Below are 24285 nucleotides of genomic sequence, written 5' to 3'. Positions count from 1 at the left end.
TGAGTGCGTTCAGATGGATACGATACTTTCCAGGACCGGCGGTGACTTCAGATGAGCGTAGCGACTACGCAAGGTGTCGAGAAGCGCTTCTCCCGGCTCCCTGGAACAATGGAGGTATATTTTGAATAGGCCGCCAAAACCCATTTCGCGATATCGATTAGCGACTTCCTCGTCACTCGGGCCGTCCGGCAACCCAAGATGAAGTGTCAACTTCTTGCCTTCGACAGCAAATAGAGGCGTCTCCCAAAGAAATTGCGCTGCGCCCACCTTGGGCAGTCGAACAAACAAATAGCCGTGATTGCCCAGCGTATCAACATCACCGCCACGCCTTCTCTTCCACTCAAGAAGTCCATCGTCCGGGCGTGCCAGGCAAGTGCCGATATCGTAGTAGTCAAAACCATTTTCTATCGCCCATTCAAGCGCCATGAACGTGGTAATCGAGTTGATTTCACGTAACTTCTTGGCATCTGAAAATACAACATCGGGATAGCCGAAACGGATCGTGCTCCAGTAGCGTTTTCCTGCCCGGGTAATGACGCACCCAAGATGGCATGCAACAATTTCATCCTCCAGCAGTACCAGATCGAGCCGCCCGGCATTTTTTGCCACCCTTTGAACCTCATGCGATTCAATTTGAGAGGCGGATGCGCCATGCCTTGCTCTGGCATAGGGCTTAAGCATTTCCCGATCTGCGATTTCAATTTCGTCGTCGTTCAAGGCCTGTTTCATACGATAGCGCAGCCGGTTTTTGCGCAGATTTCGACGTAACTCGGTATTGTATCTGGCCGTAATATCCTCAATTGATCTGCTCAGCGGAACGACGGCACTCAAATATTGAGGCACATACAATGCACCCAAGGTCGGCATTTCACTGACCCACACCGTCCGGTCTGACGTCTCCAACTTCAACTGACTATCAACCGCTTGAGATTCAGCGCCCAGTAGAACCTTCACAAACTCCCGCTGTGTTTTCCTGCCTACATAGAGAATGTCGTGAAGGCTGTCTTCCCGCAGTCTGAACCTGACAATTTCCCAGCGCCAAAAACAGGCTCGCCCAAGTATATCCCGCAGCCAGGCAGCCGCTTTCCTTAGCTCAAATCGCATCGAAGGAGATATGAACTTACGCATCAATTCTGCTATGTGTTTTTTCATTTGGTTATCAGCACAATTCAAGGAAGGGGTATTTGACTTTAGTGCGATGAACCCTGATTACGACACTGACACAATCCGCCATCTATTTTGAACACGTGACCTTTCCTTTGTCCCTGTAGATCAATGTGCGCAACAAGAACATCGGATTACCCACCACATAGCGTCTGAATAAACGCTTTGGCTCACCTAGTAACCTGAACACCCACTCACAACCGAGACGACGCACCCATTGCGGAGCACGAGTGACCTTGCCGCCGAGAAAATCCAGAATCGCCCCTCCGCACACGACCAGACAGGGCACGCCACCGACGGCTAACCTGGCAGCAACGGCTTCTTGCCTGGGCATGCCCATACCCAACACAACCAGTTCCGGCTGAAACTGCCGGGCAAGATTTATGTAAGCATCCACCGGCGCGAAACCATGGTGAGCAGAGACTACATTGACCGCAAATAGCGCTTCGCTCCGCTGCACCGCGTTGGCTAGAAAGGGTTCTTCTGTGCCCCAGAAAGCCACGCGCCGCCCCTTGAACGCGGCCAGCAATTTGGGAATGAAATCGGTGCCATTCATATTCAGTCCCGGCTCCCGACCGAGGCGACGAAACAGGATGCCCATGCCGGAGCCATCCCGTAATAACACGTCCACAGCCAGCAGCGCGTTGAAGTAGTCGGTATTGGCCGCCACCAGATTCATGGCGTGGGCATTGGCGAACCCGAGCACTGTCGTCGCATCAGGTCTGGATAACGCGTCAATCAATGCTTGCTCGTCATCAACATCGCTGACCACCCTGAGTTTCCGGGTAATCGTTTGCCAGCTGTGCTGCCAGGATAAAGCACGCATTAGCTGTCATCTCGCTTCGAACGCACCCATTCAACCTGGCGCTTAAGCAAAAACCCGATATACAGGGGGATTTTCTTCACCGCGTAGAACGGCGCATACAACAAGGCTGAAAAAGAAATAATCCCGCGACCAAATTGGCTCCATGCCAGCAAGATAGTCACCCCCAATATTGCCACCCCGCAAGAAGCTATCAATGCTGGCGCCAAAGCTCCCGACAGCATAAATACCAACCATGACAGACCAAATGCCGCCGCCAAGGCCAGCGTCAATAAGGCCAACGGAGGGACCAGCAAATCGAGCGTCATCGCCAGCAGACTCCAGTTACGCTGGCCAATCGATTCCACCAACAACTTTGGCGTATCCCCAAGGATTACCCCTAGATGACCATGTTCCCAGCGCGTACGCTGGGTAGTTAAACCTTCATCGCTGCGCGGAAAGTAACTGGTTACCAAAGCATCGGGGCAGAACACAGGCGGCTTGCCGCTTCGGCATAAATCCAGGCCCATCTTCAAATCTTCAACGATGTGGCCACTGGCCAAATTGATCAACGTCATATCCCGCCAGACGAAAGCCATTCCCGTGCCCATTAGCTGACAGGGCAAACCAAGTCGGGTCCAACCCTGCGGCCTTACCCGATTCTTCACACACCAGGCAAACTCGGCAAGCCGCACTTTTAGCCCGGAACCTGCTGGAGCACGCATTAAATTAAGTGCTTGCGCTGGCCGCCCTGAGTCGATGCAACAGATTGCCAAACGCTCAATAGACCCCGCGGCCACCTGGCAATCCGCATCGATAACAATCATGACGTCCGGCGCATCGCTCGCCAAATGACGCACCCCGCAGTCCAGCGCAAAACCCTTGCCACGCTGCTGATCATTGCTGCGCTCCACCACCTCGGCGCCCGCCGTGCGGGCCAGCGCAGCCGTATCGTCAGAACAGTTATCCGCCACCACCACCAGGCGATCACCCAAAAGCAACTGCGGCCGAATGCTATTTAACGTCGCGACGATGACCGAGGATTCATTGTGTGCCGGTATCAACACCGCCACCCGCGGTCGCGATCCTTGCGCCGACGAGCGTGACCGTGCAGGCAGGCAGGCCATCAGCACCTGCACAAACAGCACCAACACCGGCAAGAGGATGAATATGAGCAGTGAGCTGAACAGCCAACCAAGTAATGTGATCATGCTTGCGCCCTAAACAAATTAGCCAACTTGGCCGCTTCGATATCGATGTCGTGTCGCTCCAGCACTCTCTGATAAGCCGCCTCGCCCATCCGCTGCAACACCTCGACAGGTTGCGCGAGGCAGTCCGCCAGCGCCGTTGCCAACTCATCCACCGCTCCAGCGGGAAACAACCAACCGTTCTCCCCCTGTCGCACCAACTCGGGAATGCCCGCCACATAGCTCGTCAGTACGGGCCGGCGCAACGCCATGGCTTCCATGATGACCACCGGCAACCCCTCGGCGAAGCTCGGCAACACCAAGGCCCGCGCCGCAAGAATCTCCGCCCGCACCTGATCGCTGCTGATCCAGCCGGTAATTCGCACCCGCGCCTGCAAGCCATGCCGTGCAATAAGGGCTTCGATTTCCGCGCGCATTTCTCCATCGCCCGCCAGTACTATTTCGAACTCCACGTCTTGAGCTGCCAGGATGCGGGCGGCTTCAAGCAGCAAAAGCTGACCCTTCTGCTCACACAAACGACCTACGCAAACCAACCGCGGCGCGGATGGCACGGCAACCGCTGGCACGTCGTGAAACGCCCGCTCCAGCCCACAATGCACCACCTTTACCCTTGCCCAGTGTGCATGAGCCACCCAGCGAAACAGCTGGCTGCGCCCATAAGAACTGATAGCAGCGACAAAGGCTGCGCGCCGGACTTTCTCGCCCAAATGAATAAACTGCGGTTTGTCGAACTCTTCCGGGCCGTGCACGGTAAAACTGTACGCCGGCCCACCGAGTACATTGGCCAGCATGACCACCTCGGTTGAGTTCGTGCCGAAATGCGCATGCACATGCTCGGCCCCGAACGCCTGCAACCAGGTCAGCACGCGACACGCCTCAGACAAATAAACCAAATGGTATGGCCAGGGGCGATCGGCACGCCGGCCCATGCGTAGCGCCAGCCACAGCGCCGAAAAAAAACGTCGCGGCTGGGCGCGCAGCACCTGAAGCACAGGCACTAATAGCTCTTTGACTCCGCCCTGCAACACATACTGGGTTTTATCGCGTTCGGACACGTCCTCGGCATCCACCAATTCGGCATCCCAGCCACGCAGGGCAATGCGCTGCACCACAAAACCCTGACGTTCCAACGCCAAAATCTCGCGACGAATGAAGCTATGGCTGACTTTGGGGTATTGATTGATGAAATAAGCAATACGCATAGGAACCAGACTTAGTTGTCGTTGCGGTGGATTATTACTGCAAGTAATCCCACAGTAGTACAGGTATCAGGAACGTCAACTAGCCACACGGCTGTTGCTATAACTACCTATCAACACGCTGTCTATCTTTTTAAAGGTGTCATCCAGCAACTCATAGCGCCTGCGATACATGGCACGTTTTTTTGAAGCAATACTGTCGAGCGGTTTCCTGGACAGCATCATGGGAATCTCAAAAAAATCTTCGCGCTCTGATGGAGTCGCTCCATGCTCTAACCAGATCACATCATAATTTGCCGCCAACTCCAGAGCTTTGTGAGCGCCAAAATACGGATGACGGTGGTGGCGATACCCATCCCCTACCGCATAAATTTTTTCAACACCGATATTGATGGCAATGTATTTAATAACTTCGATCAGAAAGCTTCTTGGCCGAAGGCCTTCAAAGTCTTTAGTCAGGTCCCTGTAGATACTCAACGACAGTTCACTCTCGACGCCTTTATGTATCCCTTGAACGGCGCCGATAAAAATACATAACTCAGTGTCCGTGCGACACAAGGTGAAGGCTATTGAAGCAATGCGCAGATCCCCCTGAAACAAGTTCAGCACCAACTCCCCTTCACGCATAAACCAGAAGGGACGATCCAGCACCAGGGAACAACCAGCCGCAAACTCCGACAAATCACTCAGCAGCAAACTGTCACTTCGCCCCAACAGCAATAGCTGCGGACAGCTTTTGGTCACCACTTCGTAATGCGAGGCTAAAACACTAAGTTTATTCTTGGGACTCCAGCTTTTACTGATGTATGGCCAATGAACAACGCCTACACAATCCCCGCCTAATTTTTCAACACCGGACTTACCCAAGGCGTTCGACATCCGCCCGCAAAACAACTTCAGCTCGGACCAGTTTTTTGCAACCAGAACCAACATTTTAAATTTATTATTCAACGCCCTTAAAGAATACCCGGCATGTAAAAAAAACACGCTCTTTAATATCACCCAATTATTCATATAAGTCTCACTTGTATTCGATCAACGCCGTCTTGCCGGCACCGAATCTGTTCAGTAGAAACTTGACTTGCCCGAGCATCTCGGGAAATTTCCCCAGCACGAGAAAGAAAGCCCGCAGCCAGTTTTCGCGCGTGGATCTATCGCCCCCGCGGGCGAGGCGCACGACCTGCAATGGATAGACCAGCAGCACAAGCAGCCCAAACCATCCCAACACCAAACTCGCGATAACCGTCGCCAGCGGGACACCCAATCCCCAGAACCAGGCACGGCGCGACTCACGCAACCAATGTTGCTCCGGTGCGGCCCCATGCAAAAATGCGCCCTCGGCAAAGGCATAACCACCGCGCAGGGTACGCCGCCACCATTGGCCAAACCGCGTCATGGTTGCATCGTGCAAGGTCATTTCCTCACCCAGACGCCAGACCTTCCAACCATTCCCACGCAGACGCACGCACAATTCAGGCTCTTCCCCGGCAATAAGGCCCGGTCGAAACCCGGACGCTTCGGCAAAGGCGTCAGCCCGCATCAGCGCATCGCCACCACATGCCTTGGCCTCACCTACCGGCGTATCCCATTCGTAATCACACAGTAAGTTGTAAATAGAGTGCTGCGGAAAACGTTCACGGCGCCGACCACAGACCACCGCGACGTCAGGATGTGTATCAAGAAAGGCGAGCGCCCGGGGCAGCCAACCGCCGACAACCTCACAATCACCGTCGACGAACTGCACATAACGCATCGCCGGCAATAAGCGTTGTATGCAGGCAAATCCTTCATTGCGCGCACGCGCTGCAGTGAAGGGAACGGTCATGTCCAACTCGACCACCTCGACCCCAAGCCTCAGTGCCATCTGCACTGAACCGTCCGTTGATCCAGAGTCGACATAAACAACCTTCTGCGCCGAACCGACAAGGGAAGTCAGACAACGCTCAAGCCGTAGGCCTTCGTTGCGACCGATAACAACGACACCCATACCCATAGCCATGGCGTTCACTCAGCGACGCAATTGAAGTAATCCATCGGGTGGTTCATGAGAATTCCCTCGATTCTGCGTACTTCCTCTTCTTGATAGTCGCAGGCACGCCCACTGCCACCGAGTCGTCTGGTACATCGGTCAGCACCACAGCATTGGCACCAATCACGACATTGTTACCAATGCGGATATTGCCCAGCACCTTGGCCCCAGCACCGATATCAACATTGTTACCCATCACCGGAGCAATCGGCTCACTCACATTCTTGAGACCCACAACGACGCCATTGCGAATACGGCAATCATCGCCGAACTGCGCATAGCCACTGATCACGATTCCGCCGAAATGATCGATGACGAAGTTGCGCCCGACCACAACCTCACACGGCAGCTCGATACCCGTGACGATCTGCACCAGTTTGAAGAGCACTTTGTATATAAAGGAAAACAACTTGCGTAACAGTGCCGGTCGCACACCGTAACGCCAGCGCCCAAAGCGATAAACCACCATCACCCAAAACCCCTGAGCCCCCCAATCTCCGGCGTATGCATGCAAGTCCGCACGTATGTTTTCGAACATAACTGGCTCTACCGTGTTGGTTGGCTAGCGAATTTGGTATCACGCAGCAGAGCCCAGGTCACACGAGTATGCTGCCAACACGTCCCTAAAGCGGCCAGACCGCGGCCTTTCAATATCGCCTTGAGCGCCAAAATCAGATCACCCAGACTCACCAGTAGCATATGTGAGGCTAAACCAGGCAGACCGTGGTGCTTGCGGAAGTACAAAAGCTCACTTTCGATTTGTAACGTGGGTAGCTGACGACTAGCCGCATTGAGTTTGTCGACAGACTTGGCACTTTCACCGCCGATATGCACCACCGTGGTATGCGGGTAGTAAACGACCTTCCAGCCGGCCTGTTTAACGCGTTTGCAGTGATCTATCTCCTCGAAGTAAAGGAAGTAGCGCGGATCGAACAAGCCAACCCGGTCGATGACTTCACGGCGGATCAGGTAATAGCACCCGGGCACCCAGTCGCACTCACGCACCGAAGCATGATCCCAGGCCATGTCGTCGACCCTCTTCACCATAGGGAAAAAGCGTTCAAGCCCTGTACGCCCGAGGAAGATATTCAACGGCGTCGGGAAATAGCGACAGGAGGGCTGTAAATCGCCCTCTCGTCCAACCAACCGAACGCCGAGGACACCGCAATCAGGATGAGTCTCCATGTAGTCGAGGGTCTTGCTCAGGGTATCCGCAGAAACGAAGGCATCGGTATTGAGCAGCAACGCATACTTGCCCTGCAGGTGCTCAACCAATTGATTATTGGCACGACCAAATCCCACGTTATTTTCATTGGCCAGTTGCAACGCCTCTGGACAGATAGTTGCCAGACACTCCAGCGAATTATCGGCAGAGGCGTTGTCCACCACCAAATAGCGCGTGCGACCCACACTGTTTGACTGGCGTAACGCATTAAACATCGGTTGCAACAGCGCCGCTGTATTGTAATTAACTACCAACACGTCAAGGGGAGCACTAACCATTGGGTTGCTCGCCAAAAAAGTGTTGCGCTCTCATTGCTATAAGCTTCGGTTCAAGTGCCGAGTCGTATACACCACTGCGCTGCCTGATAAGGTCAATCCACGGATAAGTGGCGCTACGCTCTTCGACTTTCGCCAACACCTCATCCAGCGTACAAATAACCTTGGCTGGATTACCCCCAACCACTACCCCAGGAGGAACATCCTTTATGACTACAGCACCGGCTGCGACAATCGAATTTGGGCCAATAGTCACACGCGGCATGATGATAGAGCCATAGCCGATAAAACAATTATCACGTATGTCGATAGCGCCGACAGAGTCAAGTTTTTTACCATAGCGCACCTCGAGCATGCCAACTACTCCATCGTGGCCGAACAGCGTGCAACACGATAAACCTACATTATCTCCAAGTCGTACTAGCGAAGGGTCAGTTATGTTGGCAGCAGGATTGATCCATACACCTTTACCGATGGAGTGCAGCCCCCCCCACCGAACCATATGTTTAGCCCAATCATACCCGTTCGGTTTACAGAACTTTTTATAGATAGAGGTCCCATGCCCCGTTGTTTTTGCAATATAAGCAATAGTACGTTTTAGTAGACCAATCATCCTGTTAGCCTCAATAATTCAGCGATAGACATCTGTGCCAGAGTTAGATACACCCTGATTCTTCATTACCACTACCCTAAGCGTAGACGCTTCCCTAAAACCCAACACTCAAATAATCCACACATGCTCCCCTCCCCACCCTTCATGAATATCTGCCCACCCCGGGCCCCATCTGATGGTTGAGATAATCTGCCAGCCTTAGAGCGAGTTGCAAAAGAGGCATCGTGGGGTTACAGGCACCGCCTGTAGCGAAAACACTGCTGCCCGCAACGTAAAGATTCTCAACACCAAACACTTTGCAGTTCTCGTCGACCACACCAAACTCAGGCGAAGTCGCCATCCGCGTGGTCCCCATATGATGAGCATGGGGATTGAGCTTCAGTGGCAAATCGACGTCATACACACACTCTTCCAACTTGACGAAGCCCAGCCCTGTGTCGGCAAAACACTTTGCCACTTCGAGCCCTATGGACTTGACGGTTTCCCTGTCTGCAGGAGTCAGCTCCCAATGAATCTTGACCTTCCTCATCCCTAGCGCATCTCGCTCGTCGAGCAATGAGATGCGGCTATTGGGGTTGGGAAACTGCTCAATCAGCGTGCCAAGCACCCCATCTCCAGGGCAATCGAACTTGGCAATAAATTCAACCTTGCGCTCCGCACCCACTTCGCAAACGAGGTTCTCGAAAAAGCTCTTGATGGAGGCCATTCGCCCATAGGATTTCACTTCAGCTACAAGCGTGGCCGTCACATTCCCTTTACCTGACTTGTGCTCCATCACGAATGCATCGGTCGTGAAGTACTCTTGCCGAGCACCTGTACCCTGCCCGTCTTTCAGGATGAAGTTTCCCATTTCGACGTTCAGGTGCTCCATGAAGCATCTGCCGACGAAACCATCCTTGGTGACGATACCGCCAGCGGCCAGAGACTCGCTGTTGAGCAGGTGCCTGGCATTCTCGATCGCGCCTGTCGCCAGAATGAATTGTTTTGCCTTGACTCGCTCTCGATGCAACTCGTAGTCCGAGACGACTATCGTTGCTATGCGGCCGGTCTTGCTGTCGAACTCAAGATCGACGCAATTGCAATGGATGAAGACATCCAGCCCCTCGGTCTCATTCAGTTCCCTGGCATATTTTTGTGCAAATCGCGTCGGCGGGCTTAGCAGAAAACGATCAGCTTCAAAGTCGGTGCCGTCCAAAGTCGCGTTGATAGCCTTGAATCCGGAGTTCGGCGGAAGATCGACAATATCCATGGCCGCCGACAGATTGCGCTCGATCTCGGAAAACGCGATGGGCCAACCGGGCACGGGCACCGGAGGGCCTACGGCAAAGTCCGACTTTTCGAATGGACGGCATCGCCCGGCCCAGTGATTGGAGGTCCCGCCAAGAAAGCGCAGGCGTGTTTCATGAGCGTAGACCTCGAGGCCTGACGATGAGACGTTGTAGAGGTTCTGCGAGGCCGGTGAATACTCGTGCCCGCCGCCCTCGACAAGCACCACACGCCGGCCATTACCGGCCAAACGCAAGGCCAGCGTAATGCCGGCCGGCCCCCCGCCTATGATGCAGACGTCATAGTGGTCGCGGAGTTCTTTCTGCGATTGGTAGTCTTTGATCATGCTTGTGTTTGCCGAAAATGCCGGGCAGGCAGCACCCATCCGTTGATGACAACAAACTCGGATTTAGCAGCAGAAGGTCGGGCAACGGCTTTGGAAAATCCGAACATGAGCCCCCCAAGACTCAATAGAGCAGAAGCCTGGAGGAAGCCTCTGCGCCCCATCACAGAGGTATTCAAATCAGTTTTTCTCATGATTCAAAGCTCCACGACACCGAGATTACGTTGGAATTTTCAACTACATATCAAGGCCACATTTTTTGGCGACCGCCATCAATTCCTCAATGGCGACGCTGTGCCACAGCTTTGGAAACATCAAGAGAAATAGATCAGATCAAAGCCATTTAAAAAGACCCGTCAATAATTCCCCACACAAAGCCCCCACCGCCAGCATTGGCAGCACTACCAGTTCTCGCTTGAGACTGAACAGCCCCAGACGACAATTGACATAAAAAACCAGGACAAGCGTAGGAAACGTGTACAGGGCAGCGCCCCAAATCGCATATTTGACCCCACCAATCGCCAGCAGCAGAGGCAGCAGCACCCACAACGAGACCACGCGAATAATGTTATCCATGGCCTGGTACTTGGTGAGTCCCAAGGCAATCCAGACCTGATGCGCCAGCCCGTAGCGCATTGTGAAAAAAGAAAGTGAAAGAATGGCCATCATGTTGCCGGCCTGAGCGTAACGCTCATCGTACAAGACGCTGATGAGCAGTGGACTGCCGGTCAGGAACAGTCCACAGAGAAACAGGCAGGCAAGATCGAGCATCAATTTCAAGCGGTAGTACAAAGCGTGGAGCCGTACGGTGTCATTAGTTCTTGTGGCCTCACTGAAAGCCGGCAAGGCCACGGACCCGACTATCTTTTGCAACGCAAGCTGAACAGCTCCCAAAATCAGCACGGCAATGGAGTAAACGCCCAGTTCAGCGGGCGTCATGCTGCCGCCGAACCAGACACGATCACCGTACATGGCCAATACGCCCACTGCCGACGACAACAGGATCCAACGGCCGAAGCCGACTAATTCATCGAGCGCAGAACGCTCCCACTGCAGACGGTTAGAAGGGCCCTCAAACCAGAGATGCCCCAGCAGCGTGTTGACCATCGATTGGACCAGACCTGCAATCACCAGCGACCAGATGGACCGGGTGAAGTAACCGATGGCCAGCATGACCACCAGCCCGACGACCTGAGACCCAAACTCGGTGAGCACCACTTTCTTTTGCTGGAAAGCGCGCACTGCCAGGTCGATTTTGGTCGACTGAAAGCCAACGATGATTGCCGAGAAACCGGTCACGGCCAACACCAGCGGCAACTCGGGTGCGGCGTAGGTGGAATTGGGCGACCACAGATTAATGGTCTGTGCATACCAGGCGAGGGCCGCGAGGAGAAGTGTCGAAGCAAAAAGGATAAAGCCGCGCACGATCTGCACGGTCCAGATGGTATTGAGAAATACCGGATCGTCGCCACGCGGGCTCTGGATGATGTTCTGGCGCAAGCCGACATCGGAAAGCATGTGCAGAACCAGAGAAACAGTGATGGCGATCATCATGATGCCGAACATCTCCGGCATCAGCAGACGGGCCATTATCAGGTTGCCGCCCAAGCGAAAGGCTTGAGACGTAACCAGCGCCCCCAGATTCCATGCCCCGGCAGAGATCGCTCGCTTACGAAGGCCCGACGTTGGCGACAATTCAACTAACGACATAACATCATCCCCGGACTCAATGGCTCAAAAGGAACTATAGTCGCGTTTGGCCATTCCACTAGCCGTCGCTCATCAATCAATAAGTCCAATCATCCATGCCTGAGCATTTCCGAGCGTTAATCGTCATTCTGGTCCTTGCTGGTATCGTTTTTGCCATGGCACGTCGACCAGCAGCAGACCTGATTCCCGACCGTAATTTCACTCGTCGGCGCAATCTGTGGTTCGTATTGACGCTACTGGCATTTTTTTCGCACAGTTTCTGGGTGTACGCAGGCATTGCCGCGATCGTTTTGTCCTTCGCACGAAATCGCGAACGCAATCCCGTGGCGCTATTTTTCCTTCTGGTGTTTCTCATCCCGCCGGCCACGTCGGAGATTCCGGGCTTCGGCCTGATCAACTATTTTTTTGCCCTTAACCATATTCGTCTGCTGGCACTGTGCGTGTTGCTTCCGGCTTTTCTGGCTCTGCGCAAGCGCGCCGACACGATCACTTTCGGGCGCACCTGGCCTGACAAACTGTTAGCCGCCTACCTCCTGCTGACGAGTCTGCTTTTCCTGCGTGAAACCACCGTCACTGACACCTTGCGCCAAATGCTCTACATGTTCCTCGAAGTTTTTTTGCCTTACTACGTTGCCAGCCGGGCGCTGAAGAACCTCAGCGACTTCAAGGATGCTCTGTTCGGTTTTGTACTCGCCGCCATGGTGCTGTCGCTTATAGGTCTCTTCGAATATTCCAAGCACTGGCAGCTGTACAGCGGGGTTGTCTTCGCCATGGGCATGCAATGGGATCCCGGCTACTTGAGCCGAGGTGGCTCATTACGCGCCAGCGCCACGACCGGCCAGGCCATTGCGCTGGGCTTCGTCATCAGCGTGGCCATTGGCTTTTACCTGTACTTGCAGGAGGATGTACGTAGCAAATTGCAGCGCATCCTCGGCGCACTGTTGCTCGCCGGTGGTCTGTTCGCGCCGCTGTCGCGCGGCCCCTGGATCGGTGCAGCCGTCATCATCGTCGTGTTCATCGGCACCGGCCGTAAAGCGATCAAACGCCTGATGCTGCTGGCCGCCGCCGGGGTGCTCGCCCTTCCCTTGCTGGCCGTCGTGCCGGGCGGGCAAAAAGTCATTGATCTGCTACCGTTTATCGGCACGGTGGAAGTCGAAAATATCACCTACCGGCAGCGCTTGATTGATAACGCCGTGATCGTTATCCAGCGCAACCCTTGGCTGGGTTCTTTCAATTTCCGCAGCACACCGGAAATGCAGTCCATGATTCAGGGCCAGGGGATCATCGATATCGTGAACACCTATATCGGCATCGCGCTGTCGTTCGGTTTGATTGGCTTGACGCTTTTCGTGGTTTTTTTCGCCAGTGTTCTGCAGGGCATCCGCAAGGGGATGCGTTCGTTCCCCAACGAAGACGATGAGGCACGCCGACTCGGACGTGCACTTCTGGCGACACTGGCCGGGATCCTGATCACCATCGTTACCGTTAGCAGTATCACGGTAATCCCCGTGGTGTATTGGTCGGTGGCCGGACTGGGCGTGGCCTACGCTCAGATGGCACGCAGGCTCAAACAGACCTCGACGGCCGTCACGGCGAGCGCCCACCTCCAACTCAGGTAGAACCCATGGTCCAGTTGTTTCGTCGCCCCCGGATACTGCTCCTGCCACTGCTGTTTTTTGCTATTTGGCCGTTTCGTACCTGGGCGTCGGACTGGGTCGTCAGTGTGGATGAGCGCAACGGCCTGCCAATGATGGAGCGTGGAGGCAGTCCGGCAATTGCTACGACATTCTCGTTCTTTGGGCGCAACTGGGACTGGACGTATTTGCAGACCGAATTCAAGGTAAATACCCCTTATCGGTACTCCCTTGCAGGTAAAAACAAAGCGCTGGATTTCGACTTGACTGCACAGATTCAGAAGCAAGACGAGCAAAAGCTGACCTGGAACTTTTCCGTGGATGCACACAGCGGGAAGTCTGGCGTTTCAGGTGGCGGCATCGTCTTCGAATTCGACCCCGCTCTTTTTGCTGGAGAAATGGGTGAGCCCACTTTGCTACCCGACAACCGCGGCTGGACCTGGGGCAATGCACAAGGGCGACGCATCGAAATGCGCTTCGAGCCCGCACTGGCGAGTGTGTACTTGGAACCGGGCAGTAAATCCGAGGTGCGTGCTTTTTTCTTCAAGAACACGATCAAACCTGGCCGCCTGGATTTCACAGCCACTTTGAGCGTTTCTGGCGATGTAGCGATCGGCCCGACCACTACCGAGCGTTTCGGGTTGTCGGACCCAAAGAGCTGGCCGACTGACAAGCTCGACTGGAAAACCTCACCGGTCGACCTGTCCTTTCTCAACGCTCAGGAAAAACCTGCAGGCAAGCGCGGCTTCATCAAAGCCTCCGGCGAGCAATTGCTATTTGCCGACAACACGGCGGCGCGTTTCTGGGGCACCAACCTTTCGGCCTACACGCTGTTCCAAACGTCAGACGATGCAATCAAGCTGCAGGCCAAACGCCTGTCGGCACTGGGCTTCAATCTTGTTCGACTGCACCACCATGACTCGCCATGGGTCTTGCCGAACATCTTTGGCGACGGCAGGGTCACGCGCAGCACCCAGCAACTGAGCCCGGAATCGCAGAAAAAAATCGACTGGTGGATCAAGTGCCTGAAAGACGAAGGCATTTATGTGTGGCTCGATCTGCACGTCCAGCGAGTCTTTACTGAAAACGACAACATTTATGGCTTCGATGAGTTGCCAAAAGAAGAGCAGAATTTTACCTATCTCAAGGGCTATTCCTATGTGAATCTCACCATTCAGAAAGCCATGAAGCGCTTTGCCGAAGACTACCTGACCCATGTAAACAGCTATACCGGTCTCGCCTACAAAGACGACCCCGCGATCGCCGCCGTACTGATTACCAACGAAAACGACGTCACCAACCACTTTGGCAACGCCCTGTTGCCAGACAAGAATTTGCCCAAGCACAACCGCGTCTACATGGCGGAGGCCGAGGCTTTTGCCAAACAGCACAATCTGTCTGCAGACCAGACCTGGCGCTCCTGGGAGCCAGGCCCCTCCAAGATGTTCCTTAACGATCTGGAGCGACGTTTCAACGTCGACATGATTCAACACCTGCGTGGAATAGGCGTGAAGGTCCCCATCGCCACGACCAGTAGCTGGGGCCGCAATGGCCTGAACTCCCTGCCGGCCCTTACTGCCGGCGACGTAATAGATGTCCATAGCTACGGTGGCTCGGGACAGGTCGAGAAAAACCCGTTCTACAGCGACGGCATAGTGAATTGGATTGCCGCCGGCCAGGTCATCGGCAAACCCTTGACCGTCACCGAGTGGAACAATGAGCCCTTCCCGATACCAGACCGTCACTCGCTGCCACTCTATATCGCCGGCACCGCCCGCCACCAAGGCTGGGATGCACTGATGCAATATGCCTACAGTCAGGAGCCATTGGGGGGCCAAGGGATGAGTGCCAACAACTGGCACGCCTATAACGACCCTGCAATGCTGGCCACCCTGCCCGCCGCCGCCTTGCTTTATCGCCGTGCAGACGTTCGCGAAGCAACAACGACCTACGTCTTCGCGCCGACGCCAGGCACCCTGTTCAACCAAATGATCACACCGGCCAACTCTGCTTTCCTGCGCACAGCCATGGAGAAAGGCAAGCTGGAAATCGCGATGCCACAGACGCCTGAATTGCCTTGGTTGCAACAGAGCGTTATCCCAAGCAATGCACAGGAATTTCATGACCCTGACCAGTCGCTGCTGGACGCCAATGCCATCGAGTCCACGACCGACACGGGCGAGCTAAAGCGCAACTGGAAACAAGGCATCTACACCATCAATACACCGCGTACCCAGGCCGCTACCGGCTGGATCGGCGGCGAGTCGATCAGCCTTGGCAACATTAAGGTGCAAGTGAAGACCGCCAACGCCAGTGTGGTGGTGCAAAGTCTGGACGACGCGCCTTTGGGTCGATCACAGGATTTACTGATTTCGTTAGGCACCCGTGCCATCCCCCAGGACGGCGACAAAATACCTTTTTACGTTGAGCCCCTCGAGGGCACGCTAACCATCCAGGCCCCGCAAGGCTTGACACTGTTCACCCACGGCATTCTGAGGCAAATGAAGAAGCTGCCCGCGACCTACCTTGATGGCCGCTATACAATCAAGTTCGACGGCTTGCAGGCGTCGAACTGGTTGTTCTTGAAAAAAGACGTCACGCAAGCACAACCTTAGGCGATGCGCAGCCGACCTCAACCTGATGGAACAACACCTTGCGGTGTTGTTCCGCGAGGGCTATTCAAAGGGCGTCAAAATCAAACGATGGAACATAGCCTGCGCCGAGCAGATGTGGACATTTCGACGATACAAAATCATCACTTAATAAATCATCCGAACTTTTATACTTGCTCGTTAAAACCCCTGTGATACTTAAAAGAGTATGAGGCAAGGAGGATACGCTTACTTTCTGACTTTCTCTCTCCTTCAACTTTAAAAGCTTAAGCGTTTGTTGGCTTGAAACATTATCGGATGCCCAGATAAATGCCGAAACAGGAAGATCATATTTATTGCCAATTCCATGACCCAAGAGCCCTCGACTGTCATCCATCATGTTCTCACCATGATCCGATGAATAAAACAAGACAGATGGCTTTTTGCTTGACTTCAACCGATCAATAATTGTGCTTAACAGCCAGTCCGTATACAAAATACTATTATCATATTCTGCGGTAATTTTGTCTTTGAAGCTGTCTGTTGACGGCTTGAATTTATCGAAATTTTCCGGATACCGGCGGGAATACTCGAAATGACTACCCTTGACATGAATGAATATGGCTTTCTTTCCTGTATCGCTTTTATTTAGTATTTCTTCATATTCTGAAATCAATGCTCCATCATAGCTTCTCTCAAAATATTGACGGTATTGTGCCTCTGCAGCTATCTGTGGAATTATTCCGCCAAAACTATCAACCTCCTGAACAGACAACCAATAGGTCATGTACCCGGCTGCGCGATATATACCCACCAATGATTTGGTTGACGCAATGGCGTCCCAATCCGATATAGGCTCAAGGCTCAGCATTGAAGGAACCGCGAACGAGGTATAGGGGGCTGTCGTACAGATCTGATTAAACTTGAAAATCCCCGCCTGCTTACCGAGATTCGGGGTGGTGTCCTTGTTATAACCGTAGAGGGACCAGTTGTGCGGCCGCGATGACTCACCGATTACAAAAACAATAGTTTCTATATTTGATTGATCCGACATGCTGGTTATTTTTACATCAGATTCCCGACGGCGCTTGATCAGCTCCTCCGTCCCAAAATACAAGTTTGCAGTAAGGGCAACTTGCGACAAATAACCTGCTGGAGTACTTTGATCTTTTGCAAGGAGATCCATGACTGCAGATTTCCCGAAAGAATTAAGTTTGACGGTTTTATAAAAATACGCCCCATACCCCACTAGCAAAGCGCTGACAACCAAAACAAAAATACCTTTGTTTTTATATAATTCGCGCTTATGCAGGCCAATTAATCCAACACCATAGCAAAATATGAAAATCACCAAAACTATACTGATGGGCTGCCAATAGGTCGGTAGAAATTCGCTTGCCTCCTGATGGTTTGTCAAGCCAATAAATATATAGGCAGCTGTTAATCTCGAGTTGAAATTCAAAACCAAAAAGAGATCAACAGCTGCTACCAAATAGAATGGCAGTAGAATGAGGTGAACCTTGAATTGATTGGATGAAATAAATCGAATTGCCAAAAGCCACAACACCGACATGCCAAGGGTGTAAAAGACCAATAAATCAATTTTAGAGTATTGATAGTTTGTTAGCGTTCTAATAATCAACGGTGATAGCAGATATGACCACAAGACTAAATTTGGCCACTCTGCTTTAAATATTTTCAATGAGTAATCGATAACTTTGGCAGAGTTTTTCATTTGATAATTATTCTCGCAGGATGCCCAAATGCCTCCTCAGAGGGTAGCTCCAATTGGCGCGCTCGCTGTATCTTGTTCGAAATATTCTCTCCTTTGGCGCTCCAAACGTAGCGAGTCTCGGCTATTGCCAGCAAGCTTGTAGCGAAAAATCCAACTTGTCCTTTAATGTAATGGTCAGGCGGATCGCACTGACGTTTCAATCGGTGCTTGCACAGCAATCGCCCAGGAAATCGGAGATCAGGATGAAATTTTTGGTGGTGGGTGGCGCGGGTTATATCGGCTCGCACATGGTGAAGCAGCTACTGAGTGCAGGCCACGATCTTGTGGTGGCAGACAATTTCTCAACAGGCTATCGCAGTGCGTTGAGGGGCGGGACATTGGTCGAACTGGACATAGCCGACGAACAGGCGCTGGACACCCTGTTTGCGGGACACCACTTCGATGCCGTGTTCCACTTCGCCTCCTTTATACAGGTGGGCGAATCCGTCGCTGAACCTGCCAAGTACTATCAAAACAACTTCGCCGCCACCCTGACGCTGCTCCAGGCGATGGTTCGCGCCGGGGTTAAAAACTTCATTTTCTCCTCGACCGCCGCCGTCTACGGTGACCCGGTGTATGTCCCTATCGACGAGGAGCATCCCAAGGTCGCGATCAACCCTTATGGTCGCAGCAAGTGGATGGTGGAGCAGATGCTTGAAGATTTCGACCGCGCATACGGGCTGAAATCGGTTTGCCTGCGCTACTTCAACGCCGCCGGAGCAGACCCTGAAGGACAGTTAGGTGAACGCCATGAACCGGAAACCCACCTGCTGCCCCTGATCCTGCAAGCCGCCTCCGGACGGCGCGCAACCATCACCGTCTATGGCCGTGATTACGACACGCCTGACGGCACTTGCATTCGCGACTACGTCCACGTTCGACCTCGTTGCCGCTCACGCGCTCGCCGTGGATTATCTGCTGGCAGGGGGGGCAAGCACGGCGTTCAACCTCGGTAACGGTCAAGGTTTCTCAGTACAGCAGGTGATAGATACCGCGCGCTACGTGACCGGCCAGGATATCTCTGTCAGCGAAGCGCCACGTCGCGCGGGTGATCCACCACGCCTAGTGGCCGATCCCCGAAGGGCCAACACATTACTTGGCTGGCAACCGCAATTTGGCTCACTTGAACAGATAGTGGCGCACGCCTGGAGCTGGGAGCAGAAGTACCCTTGGCACTGAGCGTCGGCGCTAGCCAATAGCGCCGATCTCCTGCGGGTGATGCTCTAGTAGTAAGAGCGGTTTTCGCGCTCGGCTTTGTTCAACACCGTGCCAATCAGATTGGCGGTCCCAAGATGATGCAGGCTTTCCTCGATCTCTTTCTTGCTGTTCAATCCATTGGCGACAACGAGCAGGACGCAGTCGAACCTGGGCAAGACGTTAATCACATCATCCGAACTCAACAACGGCGGCAAGTCGAAAATCACGATGCGTGAGTTGTAGCGCTCGCGCAGATCAGCAATCAAATGGCTCACTGCAGGCGATGACAACACCTCGGTGGAAAGAGGAATCGGCTCACGCGTCGGCAGGACCACAAAGCGCGGCAAGGTCGGATTGACCAGTACTTCTTGCAGTTCAGCTTCATCTGCCAACAATTCATTAAGCGATTTATCCATCGGCAGACCCAGATACTCACCCACCTTCGGACGACGCAAGTCGAAGTCCACCAGTAACGCCGTCTTGGTCGTGTGATGCGCGATACTCATTGCCAGGTTTATAGCCAACACCGTTTTGCCTGCCTCTGGAGTCGGCGAGGTGATGGCGAGCGTGCGCCAGCCATTTTCTTCCATGATTTTTAGCACTTGTGTACGCAGCAGATCGAATGCCCCGCCCATACTCGAGTTTTTGTTGTAAGCCACAATGCGGTTGCGCTCAAGGTGATCTGGTCGCAAAGGTACAACCTTGGTTTGCACATAACTGAGTGCATTCAGACCTGTGGACTGCGCGGTCGGTGTCATGGCTTTTGACGAGGTCTGTTGCTCGGCTTTTTCGGTATCGGGATTGATTATTTCCATGGCTATATTCCTTATGCAAACCGGCCCAGAGCTTTAAACATCAGAAGATCCAGAGGCATGTAGAGGAAGTGCAGGAGCACCAGAAAGATCGCGATTGTCGCGACTCCACAGACGATCAATAGCATTCGCCATTTCCTGCGGCGTGCCAGTTCAGCCTTGGTGTGAATGTAGGGAATGGAAACCAATACGCGTCTACCCAGCACGCTGGCCAAGGCCTGGGCACCGCGCACACGCTGACTCATCATCTCGAGGAGCATCACCAGCGCGCCAGCACCCACCGGGGCAAGCAAGAAGCCCATGGCAACTACTTTTTTACGGTTCGGCCGCACCGGCTTTTCGGGCATCAGCGGTGACTCCAGTAGAACAAAACGCTCGGCTTTGTTTTCCTGCTCCAGGCTTTCGGAAATTTTCGCACTCATTTCCTTCGTGCGAATCTCCTCATATTTTTTACGAGCGTTATCATGGTCACGCATCACCGTGACCAAGCCACGCTCGACTTGCGGCGTCTCAATAATTTGTGCCTCGTATTCGGCTATTTTTCCGAGTATTTGTTGCTTTTGATCGGCCAGCGACTTGATACGTGCTTCTGCTGCGGAGATCCGCGCCTGGGCCTTGGCAACGTCCAGATTGACCGATGCCGCTGCACCATCAGCACCTTTGCCAGCCTGAAGTGCAGCGATTTTGCGTTTGACGGCACGCACGTCGGGGTGGGCTTGCGTATACAGCGACTGCAGCCTGGTGTACTCCGCTTTGAGGCTAGCCAGATCCTGTGGTTTATCAACTGCCGCACCGGGAGCCCCAGGCTTGGTCGCTAGCCCGGCATTCGCGGCGGAAAGTTCCAACTCATTGAAGCGCAACTCCTCACGGGCAGTTTTGTAGTCACGGTCGACCTCTTTAAGCTCGGTTTCGGCGCGCGTCAACATATTCATGCGCAGCTCCTGATGCTCGGGCAGCGCGTTGCTGTGTGCCTGTTTGAAGTCCGCCAACCGGTTCTCAAGGGCTTCCAGTTCCACCCTGAGTTTGTCCGCCTCCTGCGTCAGGAACTCTGTCGTTTCACTGGCGCGCTCGGTGCGCTGCTTGATGTTTTCATCCAGAAACAGCGTCACCAGCTCCTTGGCAACTTTGTTCGCAATCTCTGGCTGCCTGTGCTCAAAGGAAAGACGGAAAGCAATCGTCACCTCTCCGCGCCCCTTAACGGCAGCACTGACCAGGGAGACCACAATCGCGTTGCGCATTTCTTCGATCTTCTCGGTAACGCTCAGTTGCCGACTTTGCGAAGCAAAAAGATTGTATTTGTTGATGATCCCTTCCAGATGCTCACGGGTCATCACGCGCTGGCGAATGACTTCGATGCGCTCATCGGCAAAGGTATTGTTGTTGGCCGCCACCAGGTCTGGCGAAATCTGCTGAGACTCCACCAGAATCGTGCCGGATGACTCGTAGGTAGGCGGGAGAGAGATCGCTACCGCTATGCACACGCCGAGTATGACCACGAAACTCAGGATCAACAGCAGGGCATGGTGCTTGATGATAGCTAGGTAGTCGTTGAACGACATTTCGTAGTCAGAGGCCATATTTCTCACACAGCTGAATGTCAGAGACCGGGATAACTATAAGTCAGCGTCAGCCCGACGACGTTTGCAGTGGCATCCGGCAAGCCATCTTGCTGGCGTTGTTTGTATGTGTAGGATAGGCGCGCAATCCAAAAAGGCGAGAGTTCTTGGCTAAACCAGGCACTGTAATTTTGCAGGGTATTAGGCGTCCGGCCTTTGGAGTCTTGCCAGGAGGCATCGAAACCGGTGCGCCGGGTCTCATCGACGGCATAGCTCCATGAACCCCTCAGGGCATCAACCTCGACGAAACCACCGTCCCCGCTGGCGAGAGTGCTACGACTGGCGTCGATGCTGGTATCAATACGCTCACCGGCATATTGCAACATTAAACCGCCCTGGCCTTTGGGGCCGCTACCTGTGCCGGAGACTTGGTTGAGACCCGCATAGGCCGTCCCCTTAAGCCGCTCGGAGAGTTGGACATTCAAGCCGACCGTTGGGGTGTAGCTGTTTGAGGAAGCCACCGCAGATCCCTCCTCCGGCTCATAGCGCCTCACGCTAAGACGGGTGAACAGCTCGACCTGCTCACTCCATGCATAGTTCCAGCTGAAGCGGGTCGCCAGCTCGTCATAGTCGGTCAGTGAAGCAATATCGTAAGTGACATGAGTGTAGTCAGTCTCGTTAACCAGGGTGCTTCGCTCGCTGAGAGCAGTGCTCCAGTTGCCGCCCACCAAATACATCTTTTGCGTGCCATCAGAGGCAACTACGCCGGTTTCCTGAACCACCGTGGAAAGCGTAGAGTTTTCTTCATATCTGGCCGTGAGTCCAAAAGCACCCGTTTCGGTTTCGCGCTGCCACCCTAACCTTAACCTGGGGTCTTCACGGTCCGAAACGATGGACGTATCCGACGAACGCACGACATTTACCCCGAGACCGAACTGGAACTCATCCCGTCCGGAAGTACCCACGAGGCTGTAATCGGGGGCGATGATGGTACGGGTCACCCCCTTCTCATCACTCGTGAGCAGCAGTGGGTTGCTGTCGTACTCGACCGTCGAAGGCACTGCTATTGCTGATTGCCAAGTCGCAGCATAGGCCATGTCCGAACACGACAAAGCCAGGATTGCCGTCGCAACCCCGGTAGTTCGAAATCCAAGCAAAGTAATCCCTAGTGCCTCGCGCAAGGCTAAGGCACGACCAGCGTATCGCCGGCTCTAAGTAGAAAATTGGTGGTCATGTCTTTCCCTGACATCAACTCGCTATAGTCGACGCGCAGGATCTCTTGTCTAGCCCCATTGAGCCGAACGACCTTAATGTCGTCTTTATCAGCGAATTTGTCGAGCCCGCCCGCCATGCTTATTACCTGCAGCACTGACGTTTGACCTGACATATGCACGCTGCCGGGTTTCAGCACTTTGCCCTGAACGTAGACGAGATTACCTTCGGTGCCGGTGACGACAACGCTCACCTGCGGATCAGGGATGAAAGCCTCAAGCTTGAGAGCGATTAGCTTCGCGACAGCGGAGGCATCAAGCCCCGAAACATTGACCTGCCCTGCCAGCGGAAAGGTAATGCTGCCATCGGGGAGTACGCGTACATCCTGTTTGAGCTTGTCTTCGCCCCACACGGAAACAGAAAGGTTATCTCCCGGACTCAGCCGGTAAGTCGGATCGTTTTCGACGGCATTGGAAATGCTGGGCCAAACGGCCAGCGCGCACAGCACAGGTATCAATGAACGGAACATCGGGATCCCTCCGTCTAAGTAGCCATGCAAAGAGTTTAGAACAAAAAAACCTAGTCAAATCACTCTAGCCTATTTCAAGCCAAAGAAACTACTAAACAGCAATCACCTTGAGCTTTTGGGCGGTCATTTCCGCCAATGCAACACACCTGAAACCGGAACGTTAGTGCAAAACAGCAAAATAGTGTTATTTAACAATAGGTTGGAGCAAGCAATTCACCCCCGATGTATTCCGCGCCAATATTAACTACACCATGCCCGCTTGAGCCAGCTCAACTGCGACACTGTCAACCTGGTTATGATTGCGTTTGCCAGCGCAACTAACTGATATCAACGATTACAAACCAAGTATCATTGCAAGACTGACATCACCCGCAAAAACAATACATAAAGCTGTATGTCTACCCAGCCACCAAAGTGACTGTCTAAATAACCATTACTGCCAAAAACGTTAACTACCACCTATATCTTCCGTCGATTGGCGACCACAATAAAACCAAACAAGGCGGAAGAAAATAACCATGCTGCCGCAGAAAGCGGTACTGCATTGGGATGGTTGATATCAGATACCCCCACCAGACTTTTATCCTGGAGAGATGAATCAATCTTGAATGGCTTATTGTCAACCGCCGCCATTAATCCGTCACGCGAAGAAGAATTGACGGATACATCCACGCCCGAGTCAGCTTGATGTATGACACTGTTAACTTTCGCAGAATGGGCATCATCAACGTAAATATCAGTGATCAATGAAGGCAAGCCAAGGCCCTTTCCAACAGTAAGCAGTGCGCCACCCGTATGCTCTTTGAGAGCCGTACAAAGTTGAGGCCCTAACTCCTCGCAAGCGCTGCCTATGCGACTAATTTCATAGGCCAAACTGGTCGCCTGAGCGCTAGCAACGACTGCACCATTCAGGGTCACAGACAACAACACAAATTTAATGACAAGTGTTGAGCGCATAACACCGCCTCCTTGCGTAGGGGGTTATTCTTTTGTCGGTTGAAGGAATCTGTATCGGCTAAATTGAGCCTATAAGCACATCGCCATTACGTCAATAGCTCGTCACAATAATAAATTGAAATTTCATTTTAGGGAGGGTGGCGTCAAAATAACGCCACAACAAGCACGTCAGCCCAGTGAATTCTATCT

At 53.4% G+C, this 24285-nt stretch carries 20 protein-coding genes and 1 pseudogene; 3 read left to right on the top strand and 18 right to left on the bottom strand.

Annotated elements, in window-relative coordinates; translation table 11 throughout:
- Nucleotides 1–9 precede the first annotated feature (9 nt).
- From ACMXYI_RS18790 to ACMXYI_RS18735, 12 genes are all read right to left on the bottom strand, one after another.
- A complete protein-coding gene (locus ACMXYI_RS18790; RefSeq protein ID WP_415768527.1) occupies nt 10–1152 on the bottom strand; it encodes a hypothetical protein in 1143 nt (380 codons plus the stop codon).
- Nucleotides 1153–1234: 82 nt separating this feature from the next.
- Complete coding sequence (locus ACMXYI_RS18785) at nt 1235–1990, bottom strand: WecB/TagA/CpsF family glycosyltransferase (protein WP_415768526.1); 756 nt, start codon at nt 1988–1990, stop codon at nt 1235–1237.
- A complete protein-coding gene (locus ACMXYI_RS18780) occupies nt 1990–3177 on the bottom strand; it encodes a glycosyltransferase family 2 protein (RefSeq protein WP_415768525.1) in 1188 nt (395 codons plus the stop codon). The genes ACMXYI_RS18785 and ACMXYI_RS18780 overlap by 1 nt, the downstream gene beginning before the upstream one ends.
- A complete protein-coding gene (locus tag ACMXYI_RS18775; RefSeq protein WP_415768524.1) occupies nt 3174–4376 on the bottom strand; it encodes a glycosyltransferase in 1203 nt (400 codons plus the stop codon). Before ACMXYI_RS18775 ends, ACMXYI_RS18780 begins: the two co-directional genes overlap by 4 nt.
- Before the next feature lie 75 nt (nt 4377–4451).
- Complete coding sequence (locus ACMXYI_RS18770) at nt 4452–5387, bottom strand: DUF535 family protein (protein ID WP_415768523.1); 936 nt, start codon at nt 5385–5387, stop codon at nt 4452–4454.
- Nucleotides 5388–5394: 7 nt separating this feature from the next.
- A complete protein-coding gene (locus ACMXYI_RS18765) occupies nt 5395–6372 on the bottom strand; it encodes a glycosyltransferase (RefSeq protein ID WP_415768522.1) in 978 nt (325 codons plus the stop codon).
- Nucleotides 6373–6415: 43 nt separating this feature from the next.
- Nucleotides 6416–6940 carry a serine O-acetyltransferase gene (locus ACMXYI_RS18760; protein ID WP_415768521.1) on the bottom strand — a complete coding sequence of 175 codons (525 nt, stop codon included), beginning with the start codon at nt 6938–6940 and terminating at the stop codon, nt 6416–6418.
- A gap of 8 nt (nt 6941–6948) precedes the next feature.
- Complete coding sequence (locus tag ACMXYI_RS18755; protein WP_415768520.1) at nt 6949–7905, bottom strand: glycosyltransferase family 2 protein; 957 nt, start codon at nt 7903–7905, stop codon at nt 6949–6951.
- On the bottom strand, nt 7898–8515 hold the full coding sequence (locus ACMXYI_RS18750) for an acyltransferase (protein ID WP_415768519.1): 618 nt from the start codon (nt 8513–8515) through the stop codon (nt 7898–7900). The genes ACMXYI_RS18755 and ACMXYI_RS18750 overlap by 8 nt, the downstream gene beginning before the upstream one ends.
- A gap of 142 nt (nt 8516–8657) precedes the next feature.
- A complete protein-coding gene (locus tag ACMXYI_RS18745; RefSeq protein WP_415768518.1) occupies nt 8658–10127 on the bottom strand; it encodes an FAD-dependent oxidoreductase in 1470 nt (489 codons plus the stop codon).
- Nucleotides 10124–10318 carry a hypothetical protein gene (locus tag ACMXYI_RS18740; RefSeq protein WP_415768517.1) on the bottom strand — a complete coding sequence of 65 codons (195 nt, stop codon included), beginning with the start codon at nt 10316–10318 and terminating at the stop codon, nt 10124–10126. The genes ACMXYI_RS18745 and ACMXYI_RS18740 overlap by 4 nt, the downstream gene beginning before the upstream one ends.
- A 139-nt stretch (nt 10319–10457) precedes the next feature.
- Nucleotides 10458–11834 (bottom strand): oligosaccharide flippase family protein, encoded by a 1377-nt coding sequence (locus tag ACMXYI_RS18735; RefSeq protein WP_415768516.1) that lies wholly within the window; start codon nt 11832–11834, stop codon nt 10458–10460.
- A gap of 95 nt (nt 11835–11929) precedes the next feature.
- Between ACMXYI_RS18735 and ACMXYI_RS18730 the strand changes: the two genes are divergently transcribed.
- Both ACMXYI_RS18730 and ACMXYI_RS18725 read left to right on the top strand, forming a co-directional pair.
- Nucleotides 11930–13453: an O-antigen ligase family protein gene (locus ACMXYI_RS18730; protein ID WP_415768515.1), complete on the top strand. Its 1524-nt coding sequence runs from the start codon at nt 11930–11932 to the stop codon at nt 13451–13453.
- 5 nt (nt 13454–13458) lie between these two features.
- Complete coding sequence (locus ACMXYI_RS18725; protein WP_415768514.1) at nt 13459–16083, top strand: glycosyl hydrolase family 5; 2625 nt, start codon at nt 13459–13461, stop codon at nt 16081–16083.
- A gap of 64 nt (nt 16084–16147) precedes the next feature.
- On the opposite strand, the gene ACMXYI_RS18720 is transcribed toward ACMXYI_RS18725, so the two are convergent.
- Complete coding sequence (locus tag ACMXYI_RS18720) at nt 16148–17794, bottom strand: phosphoethanolamine transferase (protein WP_415768513.1); 1647 nt, start codon at nt 17792–17794, stop codon at nt 16148–16150.
- A gap of 242 nt (nt 17795–18036) precedes the next feature.
- Between ACMXYI_RS18720 and galE the strand changes: the two are divergent.
- Nucleotides 18037–19012: pseudogene (gene galE, locus ACMXYI_RS18715) on the top strand (UDP-glucose 4-epimerase GalE).
- A 44-nt stretch (nt 19013–19056) separates the two neighbouring features.
- On the opposite strand, the gene ACMXYI_RS18710 reads toward galE, so the two are convergent.
- The 5 genes from ACMXYI_RS18710 to ACMXYI_RS18690 all read right to left on the bottom strand — a co-directional run bounded on the left by ACMXYI_RS18710 (nt 19057) and on the right by ACMXYI_RS18690 (nt 24096).
- Nucleotides 19057–19788, bottom strand: coding sequence for a CpsD/CapB family tyrosine-protein kinase (locus ACMXYI_RS18710; RefSeq protein ID WP_256657768.1), 732 nt, complete (start codon nt 19786–19788; stop codon nt 19057–19059).
- Nucleotides 19789–19856: 68 nt separating this feature from the next.
- Nucleotides 19857–21419 (bottom strand): GumC family protein, encoded by a 1563-nt coding sequence (locus tag ACMXYI_RS18705; protein WP_415768512.1) that lies wholly within the window; start codon nt 21417–21419, stop codon nt 19857–19859.
- 20 nt (nt 21420–21439) lie between these two features.
- Nucleotides 21440–22495 carry a hypothetical protein gene (locus tag ACMXYI_RS18700; protein WP_415768511.1) on the bottom strand — a complete coding sequence of 352 codons (1056 nt, stop codon included), beginning with the start codon at nt 22493–22495 and terminating at the stop codon, nt 21440–21442.
- A gap of 86 nt (nt 22496–22581) precedes the next feature.
- Entirely contained in the window at nt 22582–23139 is a 558-nt protein-coding gene (locus ACMXYI_RS18695; RefSeq protein WP_415768510.1) for a polysaccharide biosynthesis/export family protein, read from the bottom strand.
- Nucleotides 23140–23598: 459 nt separating this feature from the next.
- Nucleotides 23599–24096 (bottom strand): hypothetical protein, encoded by a 498-nt coding sequence (locus tag ACMXYI_RS18690; protein ID WP_415768509.1) that lies wholly within the window; start codon nt 24094–24096, stop codon nt 23599–23601.
- Nucleotides 24097–24285: the final 189 nt, after the last annotated feature.

The organism is Pseudomonas lyxosi (assembly GCF_047758685.1).
GTDB lineage: Bacteria > Pseudomonadota > Gammaproteobacteria > Pseudomonadales > Pseudomonadaceae > Aquipseudomonas > Aquipseudomonas lyxosi.
The sequence above is the reverse complement of the archived record's forward strand: the minus strand, read 5'-3'. Positions and strand labels throughout refer to the sequence as shown.

Excerpts from the sequence above, each read along its gene's own strand:
- ACMXYI_RS18790 (WP_415768527.1), bottom strand. The coding sequence starts at position 1,152 with ATGAAAAAACACATAGCAGAATTGATGCGTAAGTTCATATCTCCTTCG.
- ACMXYI_RS18785 (WP_415768526.1), bottom strand. The coding sequence starts at position 1,990 with ATGCGTGCTTTATCCTGGCAGCACAGCTGGCAAACGATTACCCGGAAA.
- ACMXYI_RS18780 (WP_415768525.1), bottom strand. The coding sequence starts at position 3,177 with ATGATCACATTACTTGGTTGGCTGTTCAGCTCACTGCTCATATTCATC.
- ACMXYI_RS18775 (WP_415768524.1), bottom strand. The coding sequence starts at position 4,376 with ATGCGTATTGCTTATTTCATCAATCAATACCCCAAAGTCAGCCATAGC.
- ACMXYI_RS18770 (WP_415768523.1), bottom strand. The coding sequence starts at position 5,387 with ATGAATAATTGGGTGATATTAAAGAGCGTGTTTTTTTTACATGCCGGG.
- ACMXYI_RS18765 (WP_415768522.1), bottom strand. The coding sequence starts at position 6,372 with ATGGCTATGGGTATGGGTGTCGTTGTTATCGGTCGCAACGAAGGCCTA.
- ACMXYI_RS18760 (WP_415768521.1), bottom strand. The coding sequence starts at position 6,940 with ATGTTCGAAAACATACGTGCGGACTTGCATGCATACGCCGGAGATTGG.
- ACMXYI_RS18755 (WP_415768520.1), bottom strand. The coding sequence starts at position 7,905 with ATGGTTAGTGCTCCCCTTGACGTGTTGGTAGTTAATTACAATACAGCG.
- ACMXYI_RS18750 (WP_415768519.1), bottom strand. The coding sequence starts at position 8,515 with ATGATTGGTCTACTAAAACGTACTATTGCTTATATTGCAAAAACAACG.
- ACMXYI_RS18745 (WP_415768518.1), bottom strand. The coding sequence starts at position 10,127 with ATGATCAAAGACTACCAATCGCAGAAAGAACTCCGCGACCACTATGAC.
- ACMXYI_RS18740 (WP_415768517.1), bottom strand. The coding sequence starts at position 10,318 with ATGAGAAAAACTGATTTGAATACCTCTGTGATGGGGCGCAGAGGCTTC.
- ACMXYI_RS18735 (WP_415768516.1), bottom strand. The coding sequence starts at position 11,834 with ATGTCGTTAGTTGAATTGTCGCCAACGTCGGGCCTTCGTAAGCGAGCG.
- ACMXYI_RS18730 (WP_415768515.1), top strand. The coding sequence starts at position 11,930 with ATGCCTGAGCATTTCCGAGCGTTAATCGTCATTCTGGTCCTTGCTGGT.
- ACMXYI_RS18725 (WP_415768514.1), top strand. The coding sequence starts at position 13,459 with ATGGTCCAGTTGTTTCGTCGCCCCCGGATACTGCTCCTGCCACTGCTG.
- ACMXYI_RS18720 (WP_415768513.1), bottom strand. The coding sequence starts at position 17,794 with ATGAAAAACTCTGCCAAAGTTATCGATTACTCATTGAAAATATTTAAA.
- ACMXYI_RS18710 (WP_256657768.1), bottom strand. The coding sequence starts at position 19,788 with ATGACACCGACCGCGCAGTCCACAGGTCTGAATGCACTCAGTTATGTG.
- ACMXYI_RS18705 (WP_415768512.1), bottom strand. The coding sequence starts at position 21,419 with ATGGCCTCTGACTACGAAATGTCGTTCAACGACTACCTAGCTATCATC.
- ACMXYI_RS18700 (WP_415768511.1), bottom strand. The coding sequence starts at position 22,495 with ATGGCCTATGCTGCGACTTGGCAATCAGCAATAGCAGTGCCTTCGACG.
- ACMXYI_RS18695 (WP_415768510.1), bottom strand. The coding sequence starts at position 23,139 with ATGTTCCGTTCATTGATACCTGTGCTGTGCGCGCTGGCCGTTTGGCCC.
- ACMXYI_RS18690 (WP_415768509.1), bottom strand. The coding sequence starts at position 24,096 with ATGCGCTCAACACTTGTCATTAAATTTGTGTTGTTGTCTGTGACCCTG.